The organism is Plectonema cf. radiosum LEGE 06105 (assembly GCF_015207665.1).
Taxonomy (GTDB): domain Bacteria; phylum Cyanobacteriota; class Cyanobacteriia; order Cyanobacteriales; family Nostocaceae; genus Rivularia; species Rivularia radiosa_A.
Map to the genome: position 1 here is coordinate 75,383 of NZ_JADEWL010000012.1, position 22,829 is coordinate 98,211.

The window sequence follows — 22,829 nt, forward strand, 5'->3', positions numbered from 1 at the left end:
AAAATTGCTTTAATTCCTTAATTAATAGAAAGTTAGAAATACTTTACTGAGAAGAATGTAAATGAATCAACTAAAAAGTACGGTAAATTTTCCTTTAACTCTAAAAAAAGGAATTTGGATTTTTGGTACGAGTTGTTGGTTATTTGGTATTAGCGACCGTATACTTGCTTCCTTGGCTGATGGTTATTTATCTGCTATAGATATCATTCAGCTATTTACTGCCTCATTTTTCTTTGTTAGTTGGTTGTTTTTGAAGCCAGAGTAATATTTATGAGTGTTAATTGTCTTACTAAACCCAAATTTCGTCAGCAACAAAAAGTTTACTTTATTGGTGGTACTGGCAAAATTAAAAAACTTCAAAAAGAAGTTCATACCTGGATTTATACTGTTGAAATGAATATGGGTCCGGAACCCGATTTTGGGCGAGTAGGTGCAGAGACAACTATTCTTTTGGAAGAACAAGACATTCGCATAGAAAATGCCAATTAAAAAATAGTTGCAATCGCCCAGTTTGCTAAAAGTGGTACGAATAAACATCCCTCAATCCAAATACTGTAAACCGAACGGGGTGTTTCTGCTTTAACCGCCCAGATATAGCTGATAGTAACTGCTGTAGCCAGGATTATTTCTGGATGGAAAGTCATTGTATCGGTTATCCATGCACTAATTATTATTAGCAACATCAATAGGTTAATAGTAGTCAAAAGAGTTTTTGTTCCCTTGATTCCGACCATAATTGGTAATGTAACTACACCCTTTTCGCGGTCAGATTCTATATCCCGAATATCAAAAACATGGGCATTAGAAACAATAAACACAAACATAAACAAAGTTGTGAATGCTGCAACAAGATTAAATTTCGCTCCAGCATAAGCTAAAGGTAAAGCAATAACCGCATAGGTTAACGTGCTACCAACAATCCAGGCTTTTGAGCCGGGGATATCCTTCAAGCGATACCAATGCAGTCCCGATTTAGTTTTCCAGGGAAATAAAGGCGTACCATAAACTAAGGGAATAATACCAGCAAAACTTACATAACGGACTCTTAAAGGCGCATAGTAGAGTAATGCAGCAGTCGCTGCGATCGCTGAAAATAATAAAACAAAAATATAAGGTTTTCGGAAAAATAACTGCGCTTGAGCTTCGGGTATTTCCTGTATGTAGGAGTCAAAAATGCGGTCTAAATTGTAAGGAATTAAAGCAGTGACAAATATAAAAGCAATGGGTTGCCAATTATCCCCCAATTCTAGTACCCTCTGGGTAAACATTCCTAAAGATGCAATCCCCGCAGCAACCCAAATACTAGGATAGATAAAAAAATTCAAAAAAAGTTGGTACAGCCATTTAGAAACAGAAAATTTTCCTCGTTCAAGGTGGTTAAATGTCATTACAAAAATCAAAATTATTGTGTTCTTATTGCAATAGTATAAGAATATCTTTGTTTTGCTTGTCGCCTGCTTTTCACTAAGCGAAAATCATTATCTATATATAAATGCTCGAATTGAGGAGTAGCGCCCAAAGCCGTTTGATATTTTTTAGCAGTACAACTATCTAAGTTTTTCAATTCCACTTGAGTAGAAGTATTTGTTGTTTCGCCAGTCTGTTGAGAATAAGATTGAACTACTTCCGTAAACCAGCTATCTGCTTTTTCAATCGTTAAAGGAATTCCTTGCCATCTTAATGCTTGTTTGATACTAATATTTTCAATCAGCCATTCACCTTCTTTGATTTGATACTTTTGTACAATCATCAGGTCAAAAGCCAGTAATACCGATGCTATTTTTTGCAACCAGCCTAATTTAAGCTTATTACCGGGCGCATAGCGAGCGATATTTGCATAAAACCCATCATCATGAAATATTTGATAAGATTGCCAGGGTAAACGTCCCGGTAAAGTGTCTTGAAAGGGAATTGTGGACCAAACGGGTTTCCAGACACCCAAAATCAGCGGTATTTGCTCTTCTGTTTGAGGAAAAGGATTGCGCTGGCTTAACTCGGTGAAAATCGGTGCTAAACAATCTTGATAAAATTGTACTTTTTGCTTCAGTGGTTGAATATCTTTGTCTTGAGTCACTTGCAATAATTCTTGCTTTAATTCTTCTGTAGTTTTTTGATTTAGTTCTTGGGGATTTAATGGTGTATTTTTAATCATAAAAAATAGTTCCGTGTATTTATGAGAATAAAAGGGAATAGGGAACAGTAGAAGATCAGGTTAATAATTCATATTTTACACCTGCCAGGAAGTAACTATGGTTGGTGGAGTTGCAATGATGCAAGTATTTAAGTAAATTACGACCGGATGGTGCCTCTAACCTAAGACATAGCTGCTTGAATAGTTTTTCTTTGCCGATAATCTATTGATTGATAGATGTAATTATTTTTCAAAATAGATAAGTTATAAATGATTCGCATCGATTACGGATAGTGAAAGGGAGTTTGGCTATTTTTTTAGTGCAGGTGGTGGGTGACGCGACAAAACTTATAATTACGTACAACATTTATTGAAACATTAGCCAACGGCAATAGTTATTAAAATTACATTACAATAGGCTTAAGTTTATGCAAGGTTTTCGATTAGGTTCCCTTTTTGGGTTTGAGATTCGTATTGATTTATCGTGGCTATTAATTTTCTTTTTGATTTTATGGACATTGACAGTAAATCTATTTCCAGCTAATTATCCTGGTCTTTCTGGAAGTACCTATATATTTATGGGTATAACGGGTACTGTATTATTCTTCGTTTCGCTAGTGTTGCACGAGTTGTCTCACTCACTAGTCGCTAGAACAAAAGGAATTCCGGTTGAAGGTATTACTTTATTTGCCTTTGGTGGAGTATCGCGGACTAGAATGGACGCTGAAACCCCTGGTGATGAGTTTCAAATTGCGGGTATTGGACCATTAACGAGTCTAGGGCTTGCTGGTTTATTTGGGTTGATTTCCTATATTGGTGAAGGTGCTGGCTGGAGTGTTGTAGTAACTGGGATTGCAGCTTATTTGGCTTGGATTAATATCATCTTGGCTGTGTTTAATCTGCTCCCTGGATTTCCCCTTGATGGAGGACGCTTGTTTCGTGCCACTCTTTGGAAATTTACCAATAATCTGAAAAAAGCCACTCGTATAGCCTCTATCGGTGGCCGTTTATTAGGATTTGGACTGATTACTTGGGGATTCTTACAACTGTTTAGTCCCGTTCCCGATTTTATCGGCGGACTGTGGTTAATTGTAATTGGATGGTTTTTAAATAATGCCGCAGAGTCTAGCTATCAAGACCTACTTATTCGCTCAATGTTAGAAGGATTGCGAGTGCGGGAGGTAGCAACATTTAATCCAGAAACTGTACCCGCAAATTTGACTCTGCAAGAGTTGATGGATGGATACTTTTTCAACCGTAGTTATCAATCATTTCCAGTTATGGAGAACGATCGCCCTATCGGTTTAGTCACTTTGAATCAGGTGAAGCAGATTCCGCGAGACGAATGGAATCGACGCACCGTCAGAGACATTATGCTTCCCGTAGGGATGGGAATTACCGTTCATCTTGGTGACAACATGATGCAAGTTGTAGAAAAAATGAGAGAAGCGCGATCGCAACGTTTGCTTGTTACTAATAATGGCAATTTACAAGGAATTATCTCAGCTACTGACCTTGCCAACACTTTACAGCGACAGCGCGAGTTTGGAGAAGATATTCCTCGTCCAAACACTTTTAGCGAGCAAGCAAGGAATAATTTTCGTCAAGAAACCAAGGTTTGATTTAGTAGAGACGTTGGGCTGCAACGTCTCCAGATATTTTAATTTATATCGATAATTTTGTGAAACTGTCCTTAAAATCCTATGACTAAAGCAACCAAGCATTTCTCTAACCGGATTGCGATTGTATTTGATTTCGACGATACCTTAGTACCCGATAGCTTTGACAGCCTTCTAGAAAGTTGCGATATTAATGCTCATCAATTTCGGCAACAACGAATCCAACCTTTGATTAATCAAGAATGGGACAAAATTTTAGCGCGATTTTATGCATTAATTGACGAATCAATTAAACAAAATAATCAGATTACTCAAGAATATCTCTGCTGTTTCGGTAAATCTTTAACTCCTTTTGAAGGAGTATCGCAGATGTTTAAAACTTTGCGAGAAAAGGCTCGTGTTATTAACCCCAAGATAGAAATCGAATATTATTTAATTACTTGCGGTATGGCAGAAGTCGCCCGTCACAATCCTATCGCATCAAACTTTAGAGCAATATGGGGTTGCGAATTTGATTATAACAAAGATGGCGGTATTCATTTCATGAAAAAGCTGGTCACTCATACTGAAAAAACTCGGTATCTTTTTCAAATAGCTAAAGGGATTGACCAAGTGGAAGATGACGAAAAAATGTTTCTTTTTCGCGATATACCGCAAGAGGAAATGCACATTCCTTTGTCTCAAATGATTTATGTCGGTGATGGTGCGTCCGACATACCTTGTTTCTCGGTGTTGAATGAAGAAGGAGGAATTGCTATCGGCGTTTATAAAGATAGCAGCACCCCTGAAGAATGGAGTAAACAAGTAAATATTTTTCGTAACCAAAGAGTAGCAAATATAGCATCTGCTAACTATAGCGAAAACTCAGAATTAATGCAATCTTTGAAGTTAGCAGTAGAGGGAATTTGTAAGAAAATATCGTTGTATCAGTTAAGTGTTGGTGAATAGTTGAATTTAACGTATTGCACGTTACATGACTTAAATTATTAATGATTTAGTTTTTGATATAAATCTCTCTAAATGTTGCACAACGATTACATTTAGTTTATATTAAATATTTATTTGATTTGACCAAACATAATATAATATATGCTCAATTGGATTACTAACATAATTTCTTCATTGGGTTACGTGGGTATTGCTTTATTAATGTTTTTAGAAAACCTCTTTCCACCAATACCTTCCGAATTAATTATGCCCTTAGCGGGATTTACAGTAACCCAAAGTAAGCTAAATTTACAGGCTGTAATTTTAGCAGGTACCTTGGGTTCCGTTTTAGGTGCATTACCTTGGTATTACATCGGTAAACTTGTGAGTGAAGAACGTTTGCGAAACTGGATAAATAAACATGGAAAATGGTTAACTTTATCAACTTCGGATATTGATAAATCAAAAAGATGGATGAGGAAATACGGAAAAGCAGTAATATTTTTTGGTCGTCTTGTTCCCGGTATTCGGACTTTTATTTCTGTCCCCGCTGGTTTAGATAAAATGCCTTTGATACCGTTTATACTATACTCTTTTGGGGGTAGTTTGTTATGGACAGCAATTTTAACTTATGCAGGTTTCATATTAGGAAATAATTTTCAATTAGTAGAAAAATATGTAGGTCTGTTATCTGGAATTATTATTGCTGCGATTATTCTTTTTTTAATAATTTCATTCATTCGTCGTAAAAGCAGACAGAATTAGACTCTTAGGTTTGTAGTCAGCAATAAATCTCTGAATACAAACCGAAAACATCATTTAACAGTTATCAGTGATCAGTTATCAGTTATCAGTCACGTTTATACAATAAAAGTTTAAGTCCCCCACCATCATAGAGGTGGGAGCGCGTTGGTGGCGGGTTTAAATAGAACACCATACTAGGATGTTCACTGTATGACGCTGCGTGCTTCACTGTTCACTGTTTTAAACCCGCTCCAAAATCAAATGATTCTGCTCGGTTAACTTCGCATCCCAATTTGGCTCAACTACAATCGTACTAATCTTTTCCACAATAATTGCAGCACCTTTAATAACATCCCCCGGTTGTAAATCTTCCCTTTGATAAACAGGTGCAGAATACCATTTATCATTAGTAAACATCCTCACCGTTTCTACAGGAATTGGAAATAGATTTAAATCCCGAATACGACAAATCAAAGCTTCTTCTGGAGTATCCATTTTCTGAACAACTTCCACAGAAACCGACTCCACAATCAAATTTTTCTCAGCTTGAACAAAACCATATCTTAACTGATGCTCCCGCTCAAACTCTTGCCGCATCATTCCCACATCAGCAACAAAATCAACTCCTAAAATAGAATCAGTCCCCTCATACTTCATATTCACCTTCCTCACCACCTCTTTGCGCTCCTCTGCGTTTACCTCCGCGCTCCTCTGCGTTTCTAACTCACCCCTCCCTTGAACTTCCAAACCCTCCATCAACCCCCGCAATTGCCCCACCAACTCTTGATCCAAAACCTGCTCCACACCCGCTTCTCGAATAGCACTCACATCAGCCAAACCCATACCATAAGCAGAAAGCACCCCCGCATAAGGATGGAGAAAAATCTGCTTCATTCCCAAAGTATCAGCGATTAAACAAGCAACCTGCGCTCCAGCACCCCCAAAACAACAAAGTACGTAATTGGTAACATCATAACCGCGTTGTAAACTGATTTTTTTAATTGCATTTGCCATACTTTCCACAGCGATCGCCATAAATCCAGCGGCAACCTGTTCTGGTGTACGATGATTTCCACTAACTGTTTCTATATCCTGAGCTAGCTGGATAAATTTTTCGGTAACAACATCTTTATCCAAAGGTAAATTCCCATCCTTACCAAATACCGCAGGGAAATATTGGGGATGAATCTTACCCAACATCACATTAGCATCCGTCACCGCCAACTTACCACCGCGACGGTAACAAGCAGGGCCAGGATTTGAACCAGCAGAGGAGGGCCCCACACGGTAACTCGAACCATCAAAAGATAAAATCGAACCACCACCCGCAGCGATTGTATGTATTGCTAAAACCGGAACCCGCATTCTGGCTCCAGCAATTTCGTTTTCTAACTGTCGTTCGTACTCTCCTTTAAAATGAGCTACATCAGTACTAGTTCCACCCATATCAAAAGTAATTACTGAGTTGAAACCAGCCCTCAAACTAGTTTGTACTGCACCAACAATACCCCCCGCAGGCCCGCTTAAAATGCTATCTTTACCTTGGAATTGTTGAGCATTTATTAATCCGCCATCGGACTTCATAAACATTAATTTAACACCGGGTAATTGACTAGCTACAGAGTCAACATAGCGACGTAAAATAGGAGTTAAATACGCATCAACAACCGTTGTATCTCCCCGACTAACTAACTTGATCAACGGACTAACTTGGTGAGAAACCGATATTTGCGTAAATCCGACTTCACGGGCAACTTTAGCTACCTGCTGCTCATGTTGCGGATAATTATAACTGTGCATCAACACAATTGCACAGCTACGAATTCCCGTATTATAAACTGCTTGTAAATCTTTTCTTACTTCTTCAATCTCTACCGCGATTAACTCATTACCTTTGGCATCATATCGCTCGTTTACTTCAATTACCTGCTCGTACAGCATACTTGGTAAAACAATATGACGAGCAAAAATATCGGGACGATTTTGATAACCAATTCGCAACGCATCTTTGAATCCCTTGGTAATTACAAGTAAAACGCGATCGCCTTTTCTTTCCAACAGCGCATTTGTCGCGACAGTAGTACCCATTTTTACCACTTCAATTTCTGCGGTGGAAATAGGTTCGTTTAATGAAAGTCCAATAATATCGCGAATACCTTGAATTGCTGCATCTTGATAACATTCGGGATTTTCGGAAAGTAACTTATAAACGATTACCCATTGTTGATGAGGAAGAGGAACAATTAAAAAGCGCTGGGGATGATTTGCGAGTTGATTAATTGTGGCTTGATTGTCAGTAACAGCGACAATATCAGTAAAAGTTCCACCCCTGTCTGCAAATACTTTTAACATAATTTTGGTTTTTGGATGTTGTAGAAGTAGGTTTTATCAAAGAATAGATGATGTAGAGAGGCAAGGGTATCGCGTCTATATAAGAGTTATCGTTATTTAACAAACATTTTACGGGAAGGGGGTATTTTGTATTATTGTAGGGTGTGTTAGACGCACGACTATATGGTGAATTATTGACTTTTTCAACTGATAGTCCGGTTAGTTTTGCAACTAAAGTTAAATCGATTCCTTCATATAACATATTTTCTGCAACTTGGATTAATCCTTGTTGCAAACCTTGTTCCCATGCTTCACGTAACGTTTTAGCTTCGATTACTCCCTCAGACATAATGTTTTATTGTTTGTGTTCTGTTTTTATATTAGCTTGAGAGATGAGGAGTTTTATCAAGCAGCTAAAATGGCTTGTATAGCTTTACACAAGACAATCAGCGATGAAAATTAAAGCGGTAATATTTTTATTATTTCCAGCTTCACGAAAAATATATCAAACTTCATAACAAAACAAAAATGGTGCCGTACTTTTCTACTAACAGCACCCTACAAAAATCAAAAATACAATTGGTGTTAAAAATATTCTTCTTTCTCAACTTTCCTCGCTGCTAAATATTCGTACATCTTCCACCGCTGATTTACTTCTACCTGTGCTTCTTCCATCAACTTTTTGGCAATTTCCGGGTTACTTTTTTTCAACATCTTGAAGCGATTTTCTTTGTACATCGATGCTTCTGGAGAACTTTTCGGTTGAAGCATATCCAATTGCAACGGATTTTTACCTTGTTTAACTAAGTCGGGATTATAACGATAAAGTAACCATCTTCCCGATTCCACTAAAGCTTTTTGATTGCTCATTGCTGTCGTCATATCTATTCCGTGAGCAATACAATGACTATAAGCAATAATTAATGATGGTCCCTCATATGCTTCCGCTTCTAAAAATGCTTTGAGGGTATGTTCGTCTCTGGCTCCTAATGCAACACTCGCTACATAGATATTCCCATAAGTCATAGCCATCAATCCCAAATCCTTCTTCGCTGCGGGCTTACCACTAGCGGCAAATTTAGCGACTGCCGCTTTAGGAGTAGATTTCGATGATTGACCGCCAGTATTAGAATACACCTCAGTATCCATCACCAAAACATTAACATTGCGACCGCTGGCAAGTACGTGATCCAACCCTCCAAAGTCAATATCATAAGCCCAACCATCACCCCCAACTATCCAAACACTCTTCTTAACCAGATAATCAGCAAGCGATTTTAGATTTTGGATTTTGGATTTTAAACTGTTACTCCCAAAACCCTCTTTACCTCTTACCTCAGCGCCCTCAGCGTCTCTGCGGTTTTTTAATCCTTCCTCCAACCATTCCTTTAACAACCCAACCCTTTCCCTCTGCTGCCAAATATCAGCTTCGTTTTTCTGAGATGCATTCAAAATCGATTCAACTAAACCAGGAGCAATCAAACCTTGAGCAGCTAATTCTCTTAACAACTCCGCAGCATATTCAGCTTTCTTATCCACCGACAACCGGAAACCAAACCCGAATTCAGCATTATCCTCAAACAAACTATTAGACCAAGCCGGACCTCTACCTTCAGCATTTTTCGTCCAAGGAGTAGTCGGCAGATTCCCCCCAAAAATAGACGAGCATCCCGTAGCGTTGGCAATAATAGCGCGATCGCCAAATAGTTGGCTAAGTAATTTTAAGTAGGGTGTTTCGCCACATCCAGCACAAGCTCCGGAAAATTCAAATAAAGGCTCTTGTAATTGCTGTTGACGAATTTGAGTTAATTTCAGCTTGTTTCTATCAGGATTGGGTAAATCAAGAAAATAATCCCAGTTTTCTGTCTCCTGCTTCCGTAAAGGCAATTGTGGTTTCATATTAATTGCTTTACGTTCGGGATTATTCTTATCTTTAGCGGGACAAATATCAACACAAATAGTACATCCGGTACAGTCGGAAGGTGCTACTTGAATGGTAAATTTCTCTCCTGCAAAGGCTTTATCTTTAACATCAGTAAATTTAAAAGTTGCTGGAGCATTACTCAATTCACTTTCCTGATAAACCTTAGCGCGAATCGCAGCATGAGGACAAACCATGACGCATTTAGCGCACTGTACGCAGACATCAGCTTCCCAAACGGGAATCTCTTGAGCTACATTACGTTTTTCTAATTTGGATGTACCAGTAGGAAAAGTACCATCAGGGGTTAATACGCTTACGGGTAATTCGTCTCCTCTTCCAGTCATCATTTTTTGCAGCGGAGATTCTGGAAGACGTAGCATTGCTACGTCTCTACATTGAACAACGTCAAATTTATTAACCTCGATTTTGTGCAAATTCTTTAGGGTATTATCTACCGCTTGCAGGTTCATCTCAACGACTTTATCGCCTTTTTTACCGTAAGTCTTTTTAATCGCGTATTTAATCTTTTGTATCGCTTCATCTTGCGGTAAAACACCTGCCAAAGCAAAGAAACAGGTTTGCATTATCGTGTTAATTCGTCCATTCATACCGCTTTCACAAGCGACTTTATTAGCATCAATAACGTAAAATTTCAGTTGCTTGTCGATAATTTGCTGTTGTACTTTTGCGGGAAGATGTTGCCATGTAGTATCGGCATCGTAGGGACTGTTTAATAAAAATGTTGAGCCAGATACAGCATTTTTCAAGACATCAACTCGTTCTAAAAACGTCCATTGATGACAACCGATAAAATTTGCTTTATCAATTAAATATGTAGAACGAATTAACTGAGAACCAAAACGCAGGTGAGAAACCGTCATCGAACCAGATTTTTTGGAGTCGTAGACAAAATAGCCTTGAGCGTAATTGTCTGTTTCCTCACCAATAATTTTGATAGAGTTCTTATTTGCTCCTACTGTACCATCGGAACCCAAGCCGTAAAACATTGCTCTAACAACGTTATCCGGCTCTGTCGAAAAGCTGGCATCATAAGTTAAGGAACGATGAGTCAAGTCATCATTAATACCAATTGTGAAATCAGATTGTGGTTTTTCCTGAGCTAAATTATCGTAAATAGCCCGCACCATTGCCGGGGTAAATTCCTTAGAAGAAAGACCATAACGACCATTGACGATTTTAGGAAAACAGGACTTATCCCAAGCTTGATAAATAGCCGTCACAACATCCAAATACAACGGTTCACCAACACTACCAGGTTCCTTGGTGCGGTCGAGAACGGCAATTGATTTTACCGTATTAGGTAAAGCTTTAACAAATAACTCCGCGTCGAAAGGACGGAACAACCTGACTTTGACAACCCCTAATTTTTCTCCACGAGCATTGAGATAATCGATAGTTTCATGTACCGTTTCGCAACCGGAACCCATTAACACTATTAACTGTTCCGCATCGGGAACACCATAATATTCAAATACACGGTAATACCTACCAGTGCGTTTTCCAAATTGATCCATTACCTGCTGGACAATTCCCGAACAAGCATCATAATAAGGATTAATTCGTTCGCGGGCTTGAAAATAAACATCGGGATTTTGTGCGGTACCTCGCAAAACCGGATTATCGGGAGTTAAAGCGTGGTTGCGATGGGCAAAGATTAATTCATCATCAATTAAAGCCTCTAAATCTTCTTGTTGTAAAAGTTCTACCTTTTGAATTTCATGGGAAGTGCGGAAGCCGTCGAAAAAGTGCAGAAATGGTACTCTGGCTTTAAGAGTTGCAGCTTGAGCAATCAATGCAAAATCGTGAGCTTCCTGTACCGAAGCCGAACACAACAAAGCGAAACCCGTCCCACGAGCAGCCATGACATCACTTTGGTCGCCAAAAATCGACAGAGCATGAGTAGCTAAGGAACGAGCTGCAACATGGATGACAGCGCTGGTGAGTTCTCCAGCAATTTTGTACAAGTTGGGAATCATCAAAAGCAATCCCTGAGATGAAGTAAAAGTGGTAGTCAAGGAACCCGTTTGTAAAGCACCGTGTACCGCAGCCGCAGCACCACCTTCACTTTGCATCTCCACCACACTCGGAACAGTACCCCACAAATTGCGTTTGCGGAAGGCAGCGGCTTCCGCATCGCCCCCTGCACACCAAGTATCAGCCCATTCACCCATTGAAGAAGAAGGAGTAATCGGGTAAATCGCAATCACTTCATTCAAGCGGTAAGCAATGCGAGCCACCGCTTCATTTCCATCGATAGTTGCAAATTGTGGCATAATTTTTTCTATAAATACAGGAATCTAATTTGAGGGGAGTAGGGAATAGAAAAAGTGATTCTAAATTCAAAGTTTTAATTAAGTTGTCGCGCATTTAATTTGTATTTTTCTAGCGGGCTATCGGGGCCGCACTACAAGACTTTAATAAAATTTGAATATACAAATTAAACGTTTTTTAGCTTACCCTGTCAAATAAACCCTGATATACCACTATCTCATCCGGGATTAGAAATTTCTCAAGACTTATTATGTGATGTACTCAATATTAAAAAAACTTAGAGATTCAAGGGTTTATAAAGGGTTTATAAAAGATTTATATAATTAAAAAAAAATATCGGGGTAGAGGTTCGGGTTAATCGGTGGGGTAAGAAGTCGGGTTTTTATGACTATGAAAGTGGGAATTACGGATATTTCTGTGAAAAACCCGACTTCTTTGATTGTGATTTTGGAGTAAAAAAATACGAGAGATTTATCCAAGCACATCAAACGCGATCGCCCTAAAGGGCGACGCTAAAAATAGTCCACGAAGGTGGACTTTGTTTGTGTAGACGCGGTAACAAAGCGCCGGTTATAATCAACTACCTTGAGGATAATTGAGGAATTTTAATCGTGATTATTCAGGTAATTCAAATTTAGGAGAACCAATTTCTTCGGAAATTCGCTCGATTTCAAAATTTTCTATATTGCTTTCAAAACGGTTAAATGTAACTCGAATTTCTTCATAACCAATCGCACTAGAAGCTCCTCTTGGAGTACTACACTTAACTTGCATCAAAGTTTGAAAACCACCAAATTCATCGTTAATATAAAATCTGCGAGTACAATCATAACCAATAAAGTTTTCCAATGCCAATTGATTAAGCGCAGCTACTCCCATTCGGCTATCAATTAATGATTTAATTTCATCAATTTCCTGTTGGGGAGTCATTTTGCTCCATTTATTTTTAGACATATTATTACCTAACATTTCATTTAATTTAGACCAAGTTTTTGTACCAACAATTCCATCAGCAACTAATCCTTGAGCGCGTTGAAATTTAATCACAGCATCTTTAGTTGCACTTCCAAAAACACCATCAATCGCACCCGAATAAAAATTTAGTTTTTTCAAACCTTCTTGCAGTTTGACAACTTCTTGTCCTCTAGAACCTTCTCTAAGTACTGTGGACGCAGCATTCATAGTTTTCTCCTTGATAAATTTATTTCTATTTTGTGTATCTGTATTTAGAATCACTCCCCAGTTAGTTGATTCCGCATTTTCAACTATCAGTTTTTATAAATTTATTTGTAGTACGTATAGATTGTTTGGTATAAAATATGACGTGACGACAGAGCGATCGCTGTCAGTTGCAGGTGAGGTGATTAATTTTTCCAGAGCAGGTGGTTGAAATTCTCGATCCAACGCGATTTATCGCACCTAATTTCTAGTTTAAATTGGGCTGGAGACTGAGGATGGATATTAGGAACTTTGATTCTCAATATCACTTTTTTCATAATTAATAATGATATTGTTGATTTCATCCGCAGTTATACCAGCTTGTTCTGATTTAGTATAAATAGTTATAAAATAGGTTCTTCATTACTTGTTATGCTCAAAACTCCTATAAAACAGCTCATATTCCTTGCTAGACAAGAAAGATAGCTTTTAATCTTGGCTTTTGAGACTTTGATATGAAATCAAGGTTATAAATACCTGAAAGCCTTGATGTTAAAAACAAATATCTAATTTTAGTTGAAATTTCAGCATAACACCTACGGAAGAACCATAATCTTTTATTCGGGAAAGTCATCAAAAGCAGGTAGGTTGGGTTAGACACGAAAATAAATTTGTTGATTACGAGTAAATGGTTTTATCGTGTCGTAACCCAACATCGGTGTTTTGGGGAGACGATAAATATTGTATTGTTAATTTAAAATGTAAAACTGCTCACAAATTATGATGTTGGGTTACGACGGAATCAAATTCTCTACATTTATACCAATATTGATTTTCCGTCTAACTTAACCCGAAACTATAATATTAGGAAATAAAAACAAGGTTGTTATCTTAGTTTTGATTATAGTAGGAATCAGGAGAAGAACATGGATTTCAACGGTAAGACAGCCATTGTCACTGGTGCAGGTAGAGGGTTGGGACTGGCTTACGCTCGAACCCTGGCAGACTTTGGTGCTAATGTCGTAATCAGCGATCTAGGTACGGATCGTGCGGGTGCAGGGATTGACGACTCAGTGGCATCCAATGCTGCGCGCGAGTTGCAGGGACATGGTAAAAACGTCATCGCCCATTGCGGCGATCTATCTAAAGAATCGACTTGTCGCGAGCTGGTAGAACTGACGATAAATTCTTTCGGCAGCCTTGATATCCTTATCCATAATGCAGGGTGGGTAGGCTATCAAGCTATTGAGGAAATAGAGGTCGGTTTTATACAACGTGCCATTGACGTTAATATCCTCGCGACAACCTGGATATGTAAGCACGCCTGGAAATATCTAAAACAATCATCGGCACCACGAATAGTTTTGACCACCTCTGATCGTGCCATGTATCAACAATACGCTCAGTCTGGATTGACAGCCTATGCTGCTGGCAAGATGGCTCAGGTTGGCATCATGAATGCACTAAGCATGGAAGGCTTGGAACACAAGATTCTTGTCAATGCGGTATCTCCTGTGGCTAAAACTCGAATGTGGGGAGAAACGAGTACGCCAGCCAATCTTAAGCCCGAATGGGTTACTCCTGGGGTCATTTACCTAGTCAGTGACGCTTGCCAAGATACCGGATTTATTCTGCGTGCGAGCAATGGACAGTTTACGGCAACACGTTTTGAGGAGAACTCAAGGGTTGACTACCCGATAAATCTGGCGCGGGTCAAAGCTAGCAGCGCAGAAGAAATTGCCGAATTGTGGGAATCCATCAAGGAATGTTGATATACCTGCTCAGGAAGAACTGCGTAAGTTTGCCAGCATCCGTGCCGATCTTGGAGAAAGCCCAGTGCGTAGGTTGGGTTAGACACGAAAGTAATTTGTTTTGTAACGAGAAAATAAATTAATCGTGTCGTAATCCAACAGCGATATTTTAGAAAGATAATAAATATTGTACTGTAAATTTAATATGCAAAATTACCCACGAATTATAATGTTGGGTTACGACGGAATTCAATTATTTGCGTTTATGCTCAATATTATTTATCCGTCTAACCCAACCTACCTTCTAAGTCTTATTACTCTTTCCCACTGCCGACTGCCCGGCTTAGAAGTCAGAGGACGGAAAGACAAAGTATAAATAAAAACTTTAGTATTATGGTGAAGTCTCAGCAGCTGCTATTTCCTGTCTTACCATTGGCGCTAATTACTGAATTTGTCCGCAGTGAAGCGAACCTACAACTAAAAAAGGCGACTAAGACGACTTTTATAGGTGGAATTAATCGCTAATTGTGATTGTCCGTCTAACCCAACCTACCTTCTACCTTCTTGCTTAGAAAATTTATCTACAAAATCCATAATCAGATTCAAAGCTAAATCACGAGAGTCGTCAAATAGTAATTGCTTCGCTATTTCCTCAAATCTGTCTTTCTCTTCGATTTTTGAAAAATATATGCAGAGTCGTGTGTTATCACGATGAACACCTAATGACCAAAGCTGATCGCAAACACCATCTTCCCTTCCTTCAGAGTTTAACCGAGCAATAAATACAACATTATGTAGAGAAAATTGCCTGAATTGAAATGAATTAATAACATATTCTTTTTGCTTTCCTTCAAGTAGTTCTTTTGCCTCTTCGGTTGTAATAATTGGTGCTTTCCTAATTTCTGGTTCGAGAGCATTGTGCCATGTGTGAGCAAAGCGTTCAAGAGCTTTTCGTTCATCCATTTTTCGTCGGATATCCGAGTCTTCTCCAAAAATACGTGCATCACCACCTCTTGCATGGTAAAGTTTACTTCTGGTATGAATCTTTTCTTCAATCATAGTTAGTAATACTTAGAATACTCTAATTATATTGTAACTAAAAATTTTTTTGTATACGTAACTAACTAACCAATCCAATAAACATAATTAAAAATATAAAAAGCGGGCAAAGATAGCCCGCACTACAATCAACCCAAACTAGCTTTCAAATCCCCCTTTGCTTTCTCCAATGCTTCCGGTAATTTACTCGCATCTCTTCCCCCAGCTTGGGCTAAGTTTGGTCTGCCACCACCCCCACCACCGCACATTTTAGCGACAGCACCAATAAATTTACCTGCCTGTACGCCTTTTTTGTTAATATCTGCGCCGAATGCTGCTACTAAGCTGACTTTTCCGTCTTCAATTGCGGAACCCAAGACTACAGCTGCATTGTTACCGATTTTCTGCTGCAATCTTTCGGCTGCTGTTTTTAAGGATTCTGCGTCAACTCCTTCCATTTTGGCGACGAGATATTTATATTCGCCTATTGATTCAACCGTTTCTAATAAACTGTCGGATTTAGCGATCGCCATTTGCCCTTTAATCTTCTCGATTTCTTTCTGAGCGTTTCTCAGTTCGGTTTGTAGGGTAGTAATTCGATCGGGGATTTCTTCGGGTTTAATTTTGAATCTCTCACTCAAATCTTTGACTACATTATCCCGTACATTCAGGTAATCTAATATTGCGGGTCCAGAAACGGCTTCAATCCGCCGCACGCCTGATGATATACCCGCTTCGGAAATTATCTTAAATACTCCTATTTCCGCAGTATTACTTACATGAGTCCCGCCACAAAGCTCCATTGATACGCCCATAAAGTCGATAACTCGCACTGACTCGCCGTATTTTTCGCCGAACATGGCAACCGCACCTCTAGCTTTTGCTTCTGCTAAAGGTAAAGTTTCAACTTTTGCAGCATGAGCTTCGGCGATCCAATTATTAACTTGTGTTTCAACAGCAAGGACTTCTTCAGGTGTCATGTTGCGGGGACAGTTGAAGTCAAAGCGTAATCGATCGAAGTTTACCAAGGAACCTGCTTGAGAGATACTCTCATCAACGATTTTTTTTAATGCAGCTTGGAGTAAGTGAGTTGCGGTGTGGTTAGCTTGAGCGCGACGACGACAAGCGCGGTCGATTTGAGCAGTTACAGAATCTCCTACTCGGATTGTACCGCGTTCGATGCGTCCGAAGTGAACAAAAAAGTCGGATTCTTTTTTCACGTCTTCAATTCTCACCACAATTCCATCACCGCTGATATAACCGCGATCGCCAATTTGTCCTCCGGATTCAGCATAAAATGGGGTTTTGTTGAGAACAATTTGCACCTGGGTTCCGGCTTCTGCTGCTTCTGTGGAAATCCCTTCAACTAATATTGCTTCCACAATAGAAGTTGCTGTAGCTTCGGTATAGCCAACAAATTCGGTAACTGCGATATTTTCTGCTAATTTATCAAGTGCGCCTTGGACAGTTAAATCGATGGTTTCATGGGCAGCTTTAGCGCGTTCGATTTGTTGCTTCATTTCGGCATCAAAGCCCTCACCATCAACCGTCAAACCTTGTTCTGCGGCAATTTCTTGAGTTAATTCTAAAGGAAAACCATAAGTATCATAAAGTTTAAAAGCATCTTCACCGCTAATAACAGTTTTACTTGAGTGCTTCAACTTAGTGATAACTTCCTCAAGCAGCTTTTCACCACGTTCTAAAGTTTTGAGAAATTGAGATTCTTCTCGTTGTAATTCCGCCTTGATGGCGTTTTCGCGTACCCGCACTTCAGGATAAGCACCTTCAGAAAGCGCGATCGCCGTTTCTGCAACTTGAGTAGTAAATTCCCCTGCAATTCCAATTAATCTACCGTGACGTACCACCCGACGAAGCAACCGACGCAAAACGTAACCTCTCCCCACATTAGAAGCGCGGATTTCATCAGTTATCATGTGTACCACAGCACGGATATGGTCGCCAATTACTTTTAAAGAAGTTTTAGTTTTTTCGTCACTTTTACTATAGTTAATTCCCGCAATTTCAGCAGCCTTTTCAATAATTGGAAAAATTAAATCTGTTTCATAATTATTAGGAACTTGTTGGAGAATTTGAGCCATTCTCTCCAAACCCATCCCGGTATCAATATTTTTATTCGCAAGGGGAGTTAAATTACCATCTGCATCGCGGTTGTATTGCATGAATACCAAATTATAAAACTCGATAAACCTGGTATCATCATCTAAATCTATATTGTTATCGCCGCGTTCGGGGTGAAAATCGTAGAAAATCTCAGAACAAGGACCACAAGGTCCCGTAGCACCAGAAGCCCAAAAATTATCTTCATCCAAGCGTTTAATTCTGGCTTCTGGTACCCCGATTTTATCCCTCCAAATAGCGTAAGCTTCATCATCTTCGTAATAAACACTGACAGCGAGTCTTTCCGGGGGTAAATTAAAGATTTTTGTCGAAAGTTCCCAACCCCAAATTATCGCTTGTTCCTTAAAATAGTCCCCAAAGCTGAAATTACCCAACATCTCGAAAAACGTGTGATGTCGCTTAGTAACACCCACATTTTCAATATCATTAGTCCGGACACACTTTTGAGAAGTCGTAGCACGGTTAAATTCTGGAGTACGCTGTCCGAGAAATATCGGTTTAAACGGAAGCATCCCCGCAATCGTCAGCAATACCGTGGGATCTTCCGGTACTAAGGAAGCACTGGGGAGTAGTTGGTGTCCCCGTTTTGCGTAAAAATCAAGAAATTTCTGCCGAATTTCGTTACCGCTGAGGTATTGGGGATTTACAGACATAGGTACTAACCTCGATGGTGATTAAATAAAAGCTAAATGAAATAATTAAAACTATAAAATACCAAATATCAAAATATATCATTATTTGTCAGTTCATCCCACCGGATTCTTTAACAGTTGACAGTTCTAGTTCCCTGGATGGTGAGGGGAAGTAGAGTTTGGAGGCTCTACCTCCGATTATGACAATTAGTGCAATAACTTGGGTTACTTATCAAGCTGTAGCGCTTCCAAACCAACTTGCATCCTTTTAAAGATATCTTAACCATATCTTTACAATTGTCATGGCTTACAATAATCAATCGGGCTTGCCATCGAACTTAAACTAGGTTAAGACAAATCAATCTTATGCCTTTAGGATATGCTTTTTTTCTTTAAGAGTAGGTAAAATTCCAAAAGAACAATCAATTGAAATCTAGAAAGTGAGGTAGTTAATGGCGCTTGAATTAAAAGTTTCCAATATGAAATGCGAAGATTGTGCCGCAAAGATTAAGGAATCTATCAAGGTTGTGGAACCCGATGCCAAAATTGATGTGGACTTAGATTCCAAGACAGTTACCGTGGACTCTGATGCTTCTGGTGAATCAATAAAGCAAGCAATCGTTGCTGCTGGTTATCACATTGAAGGCTATCAGTAAGTATCCCCGTTATCTGATAAATAAAGTATCGCTCTTAAACTCCCCCAGAAGACGGCATATTAGGATTGAGTTTTATTGATGGAACTTGTGTAACAACATGGGACAAAGCCTGTTTCCTAAAAACTTGCTAATTATGTAAAAGCTGTTATTTCGTCGGGTGAGAAGTCGGGTTTTTACGATGATTGTCTTTCATCACAGATATTTAATCTAAAAACCCGATTTCTGATTGTAGTTATGACTGTGGGATTATATTTGTCGTAGTTGACGTAACTGAAGGAGTACTCACGTTAACAAGATGCCACAAACCCGGTTTTCTAAAAACTTGCTAATCATGTAAACGCTATTATTTCGTCTCATGGGAAACAGAGTTTCTTGCCATACTATTTGACTCAGACTTGATATAGTTACAACGTATATTTACTTAAGTAAATTCCGAATCCTAAAATTACTACTTAAGTGAATATACGTCCGTAAAACGAAATTTTATTTAAGTAATTTTGATGAATTTCAAATATTTCTAGCTAGGAAACATTCCATTAGCAAATTTGATTTACATTTTTACTTTTCCCAATTTCTTCATATTTTCAGAACCATGATTTAGAAAATATTAAAATTTTCTAGTGTCGGTACGTATATGAGTTATTAAATATTGAGTGAAAACCGCATAAATCCCTTGGAGTTGTTATCAATCATCTAGAAATTCTACTGAGTCAATGATTTTATTCAGCGTGACAATCGGTTCTGCATTATTTATAAATACTGAGAAGTATTTAAAATTACTTAATTGGTGGAAACTTGGTGGAAATCACAGTGCTATTTAAAGACTTATCCGGATGATTCCGTGTTTTTACTGTTTGAAATATATGTCCATAGGACAGAAATTAGGGATCGGGAATATTAGTTCTAAATATTGTAGTTAGAGATGCAGTAAAAAGAGGAGATTAACTTGGAATTTGGTTAAGCAGTTAACGAGATAAAAAAAAGCAAATGCGGGGTCACACCCCCTTGGCATAAATCGATTTCTATTGAGTAATTAGAAAGTTCAGCAGGTTTGATTGAGGTTTTACCTTATCCCTCTTAGATCACTATCGGAAAACAAGTATTGACTTCAATTGAAGTAATAGCTTTTTTGTTATGTATAAATTGTAATTAATAGCTTATTTAGAGCCAAACATTGATTGCAATTATACTTGAACAATCCCAACTGATAAAAGAGGGTAATTAACTTGAAGCAAATAACAATTAAAATAAAAAATCATGAACATTTCCATTTTGGTTTTTGGAAATGAGGAATTCCTAGCCACACTACCAGAGCAAATTCGAGAAGCAGGTACTTTCAATTTAGAAGCGATTACGAACCTGCAAATGGCTGTGTCGCGCATTCAAAGTAAACCTCCTGACATCATTCTCGTACAATCGAGCCAGAATGATAGTATGCAACTGTGCTGTTGGTTAAAACAGCAGACAAAACTTTCTTGGATATACTGCATTCTTTTAGAAGATAGTCCCCAACTAATTAGCGATCGAGAAAATCAAAGTTGGGAGTGGGAATTAGAAATGACATCGAGAGCGCTTAGACTTGGGGCTGATGCTTATATTTGGTATGGAGATGTGGAAAATTCCCAGTCAATCCGACAAAGAAAAACAGATTCTGCTGTTAAAAATTTAAATCCCAGCCATCGCTTGCTGCTGTCTCAGCTGACTGTAGCTTTGCGTAAAGCCCATAAATATCGCGATTTGATGAAAACAAATGATTTATTATCAACAATTGCTTTGGCTGATTCCTTAACAGAATTAAATAATCGTCGAGCTTTGGAGTGGGATTTACCCAGACAAATCGAAAAAGCTCGTAGTAATAATTCTCCTTTGAGTTTGATTATTTTAGATGTAGACTATTTCAAAAAAGTCAACGACAACTACGGACATTTAGTTGGGGATAGACTATTAAAATTATTGTCTAGTCGCATTCGTCATAATTTGCGGGTTCAAGATACTGCATTCCGTTACGGTGGAGAAGAATTTGTGATAATTCTCAGTGATACCACCACCGAAGACGCAAATTTGGTAGCTCATCGACTCAACAGCATAGTTAAGGATAGTCCCTTTGCGATTGACAGTACATTAACTATAAATGTCACCATCAGTTTAGGAACCGCTTGTTTACTTCCAAACGATGATAAACAAGGTTTAAGTTTACTACATCGCGCAGACACCTTATTATTAAAGGCAAAATCTGAGGGACGAAACCGTGTAGTGAGTTGTCACAATACAATAGATAACAATTCCTACCTACCAAATGAAGTTAATTGTAAAGATATAGTGCAAAGTAATAGCTATGTTTTCCATAACCTTGCATTACAGCCATCGTATTTAAAAGTTTCCGCAGGATAAAGTCAGGAGTTATGAGTGATAAGCAAGTTACCTTTACTTTAGCCCTCTTGTGTCACTCTCCGGATTAAAATCAGAAATTAGCCAAATTACCCAGAAGACATTAAATTAGAAGATTAAATCCAACTAACTTTCTTAGGATTGGGAAAAAGACTTAACAAGGGATATTTTTAATTATTTAATTATTTTCATTTCTCCCTTAAGAGACATTGGCTGTTAACTTTTCACTCTTAACTCCTTGTTTTATCAGAACTTTTCCGCATTCTTCCACTGTTGCACGTTCTCGCATCATATCAACTAAAGCTTGATATGCAGACCAGTTATTTTCTAATAGAGTTTTTGCTTGGAGAATACTAAAACGCTGTTTTTGTTCGCAAGTAGACTTAGAACAACCTAAAGACTTCAAGACTCCCATCATTTTATTTTTATCATCTGCACCACCTTTATAATCCTTATAAACCAAATTTTCTGCTGCAATTCCAGCCATCCAAATTGTATAGTAGCGTTCTAAAATTCGAGTAGTGATCATACCTTTTTCAAATTGAGATAATAATTCCACATCATCAAAAGTCACACCACCAAGTCCCTGTTGTTTTTGCTTAAGTGCTTCCCAAGCACTCAGACTATAACCCGTCACCGGAACCCCTAAAATATAGGCTACAAGGAAATGTCCCGCTTCGTGATGGAGAATACGTTCCCGATATTCACTCGAAAATCCACCAATCAAATCTAAAAATAACGTTCCTCCCCTACCTTCCAGACTCCAAGAATCAAAAGTTGTGATCGCCAAAATGGCAAAAGTAGCAACAGCAGGAACCGCAGGTGATAAATGAATCAAAGGACCGAGCAGTATTGAAAACGTCATCAAAAATATTGATATCGCCACCAAATTTAAAGTTGTTTTATTCATATATTTGCTAAATATTTTTAAATAAACTGCAATCTTTCTTAATTATGTAGCAAAGAATAGAGAATTGGGCATTGAGTTAGGAGTTAGGAGTTAGGAGTTAGGAGTTAGGAGTTAGGAGTTAGGAGTGAGGAGTTAGGAGTTGTACAGACGTAGCAATGCTACGTCTGTACGGGAGTTAGGAGTTAGGAG

17 protein-coding genes are annotated in these 22,829 nt (G+C 38.5%); 8 read left to right on the top strand and 9 right to left on the bottom strand.

Going from position 1 to position 22,829, the window contains the following annotated elements:
• The first annotated feature begins 61 nt into the window (after positions 1-61).
• Both IQ247_RS06120 and IQ247_RS06125 read left to right on the top strand, forming a co-directional pair.
• On the top strand, positions 62-265 hold the full coding sequence (locus tag IQ247_RS06120) for a hypothetical protein (protein ID WP_193918065.1): 204 nt from the start codon (positions 62-64) through the stop codon (positions 263-265).
• Between the two features lie 5 nt (positions 266-270).
• Complete coding sequence (locus IQ247_RS06125) at positions 271-489, top strand: hypothetical protein (RefSeq protein ID WP_193918066.1); 219 nt, start codon at positions 271-273, stop codon at positions 487-489.
• Here IQ247_RS06125 and IQ247_RS06130 read toward each other — a convergent pair.
• Together IQ247_RS06130 and IQ247_RS06135 are read right to left on the bottom strand one after the other, a co-directional pair.
• Complete coding sequence (locus IQ247_RS06130; protein WP_193918067.1) at positions 486-1,388, bottom strand: UbiA family prenyltransferase; 903 nt, start codon at positions 1,386-1,388, stop codon at positions 486-488. The genes IQ247_RS06125 and IQ247_RS06130 overlap by 4 nt on opposite strands.
• 14 nt (positions 1,389-1,402) lie before the next feature.
• The gene (locus tag IQ247_RS06135) at positions 1,403-2,152 is read right to left on the bottom strand and encodes a hypothetical protein (RefSeq protein WP_193918068.1); all 750 of its coding nucleotides are present in this window, start codon (positions 2,150-2,152) and stop codon (positions 1,403-1,405) included.
• Positions 2,153-2,559: 407 nt separating this feature from the next.
• Between IQ247_RS06135 and IQ247_RS06140 the strand changes: the two genes are divergently transcribed.
• The 3 genes from IQ247_RS06140 to IQ247_RS06150 all read left to right on the top strand — a co-directional run bounded on the left by IQ247_RS06140 (position 2,560) and on the right by IQ247_RS06150 (position 5,442).
• Positions 2,560-3,753, top strand: coding sequence for a site-2 protease family protein (locus tag IQ247_RS06140; RefSeq protein WP_193918069.1), 1,194 nt, complete (start codon positions 2,560-2,562; stop codon positions 3,751-3,753).
• An 81-nt stretch (positions 3,754-3,834) separates the two neighbouring features.
• Positions 3,835-4,698: an HAD family hydrolase gene (locus IQ247_RS06145; protein ID WP_193918070.1), complete on the top strand. Its 864-nt coding sequence runs from the start codon at positions 3,835-3,837 to the stop codon at positions 4,696-4,698.
• A 141-nt stretch (positions 4,699-4,839) separates the two neighbouring features.
• Positions 4,840-5,442, top strand: a complete 603-nt coding sequence (locus IQ247_RS06150; protein WP_193918071.1) for a DedA family protein — start codon at positions 4,840-4,842, stop codon at positions 5,440-5,442.
• A 219-nt stretch (positions 5,443-5,661) separates the two neighbouring features.
• On the opposite strand, the gene IQ247_RS06155 is transcribed toward IQ247_RS06150, so the two are convergent.
• The 4 genes from IQ247_RS06155 to IQ247_RS06170 all read right to left on the bottom strand — a co-directional run bounded on the left by IQ247_RS06155 (position 5,662) and on the right by IQ247_RS06170 (position 13,150).
• A complete protein-coding gene (locus tag IQ247_RS06155; protein WP_193918072.1) occupies positions 5,662-7,773 on the bottom strand; it encodes a hydantoinase/oxoprolinase family protein in 2,112 nt (703 codons plus the stop codon).
• The gene (locus tag IQ247_RS06160; protein ID WP_193918103.1) at positions 7,733-8,101 is read right to left on the bottom strand and encodes an Rpn/YhgA-type helix-turn-helix domain-containing protein; all 369 of its coding nucleotides are present in this window, start codon (positions 8,099-8,101) and stop codon (positions 7,733-7,735) included. Before IQ247_RS06160 ends, IQ247_RS06155 begins: the two co-directional genes overlap by 41 nt.
• 236 nt (positions 8,102-8,337) lie before the next feature.
• Complete coding sequence (nifJ, locus tag IQ247_RS06165) at positions 8,338-11,970, bottom strand: pyruvate:ferredoxin (flavodoxin) oxidoreductase (protein ID WP_228059518.1); 3,633 nt, start codon at positions 11,968-11,970, stop codon at positions 8,338-8,340.
• A 613-nt stretch (positions 11,971-12,583) separates the two neighbouring features.
• Entirely contained in the window at positions 12,584-13,150 is a 567-nt protein-coding gene (locus tag IQ247_RS06170; RefSeq protein WP_193918074.1) for a peptidoglycan-binding domain-containing protein, read from the bottom strand.
• Between the two features lie 902 nt (positions 13,151-14,052).
• On the opposite strand from IQ247_RS06170, the gene IQ247_RS06175 reads away from it, so the two are divergent.
• The gene (locus IQ247_RS06175) at positions 14,053-14,898 is read left to right on the top strand and encodes an SDR family NAD(P)-dependent oxidoreductase (protein WP_193918076.1); all 846 of its coding nucleotides are present in this window, start codon (positions 14,053-14,055) and stop codon (positions 14,896-14,898) included.
• 528 nt (positions 14,899-15,426) lie between these two features.
• Here IQ247_RS06175 and IQ247_RS06180 read toward each other — a convergent pair.
• Together IQ247_RS06180 and alaS are read right to left on the bottom strand one after the other, a co-directional pair.
• Entirely contained in the window at positions 15,427-15,936 is a 510-nt protein-coding gene (locus tag IQ247_RS06180; protein ID WP_193918078.1) for a hypothetical protein, read from the bottom strand.
• 128 nt (positions 15,937-16,064) lie between these two features.
• On the bottom strand, positions 16,065-18,707 hold the full coding sequence (alaS, locus tag IQ247_RS06185) for an alanine--tRNA ligase (RefSeq protein ID WP_193918080.1): 2,643 nt from the start codon (positions 18,705-18,707) through the stop codon (positions 16,065-16,067).
• Between the two features lie 431 nt (positions 18,708-19,138).
• Between alaS and IQ247_RS06190 the strand changes: the two genes are divergently transcribed.
• Positions 19,139-19,342 (top strand): heavy-metal-associated domain-containing protein, encoded by a 204-nt coding sequence (locus IQ247_RS06190; RefSeq protein ID WP_193918082.1) that lies wholly within the window; start codon positions 19,139-19,141, stop codon positions 19,340-19,342.
• A 1,257-nt stretch (positions 19,343-20,599) separates the two neighbouring features.
• Positions 20,600-21,733 (top strand): diguanylate cyclase, encoded by a 1,134-nt coding sequence (locus IQ247_RS06195; protein WP_193918084.1) that lies wholly within the window; start codon positions 20,600-20,602, stop codon positions 21,731-21,733.
• A 196-nt stretch (positions 21,734-21,929) separates the two neighbouring features.
• Here IQ247_RS06195 and IQ247_RS06200 read toward each other — a convergent pair whose 3' ends face one another.
• Entirely contained in the window at positions 21,930-22,640 is a 711-nt protein-coding gene (locus IQ247_RS06200; protein WP_193918086.1) for an ATP-dependent Zn protease, read from the bottom strand.
• Positions 22,641-22,829 lie beyond the last annotated feature (189 nt).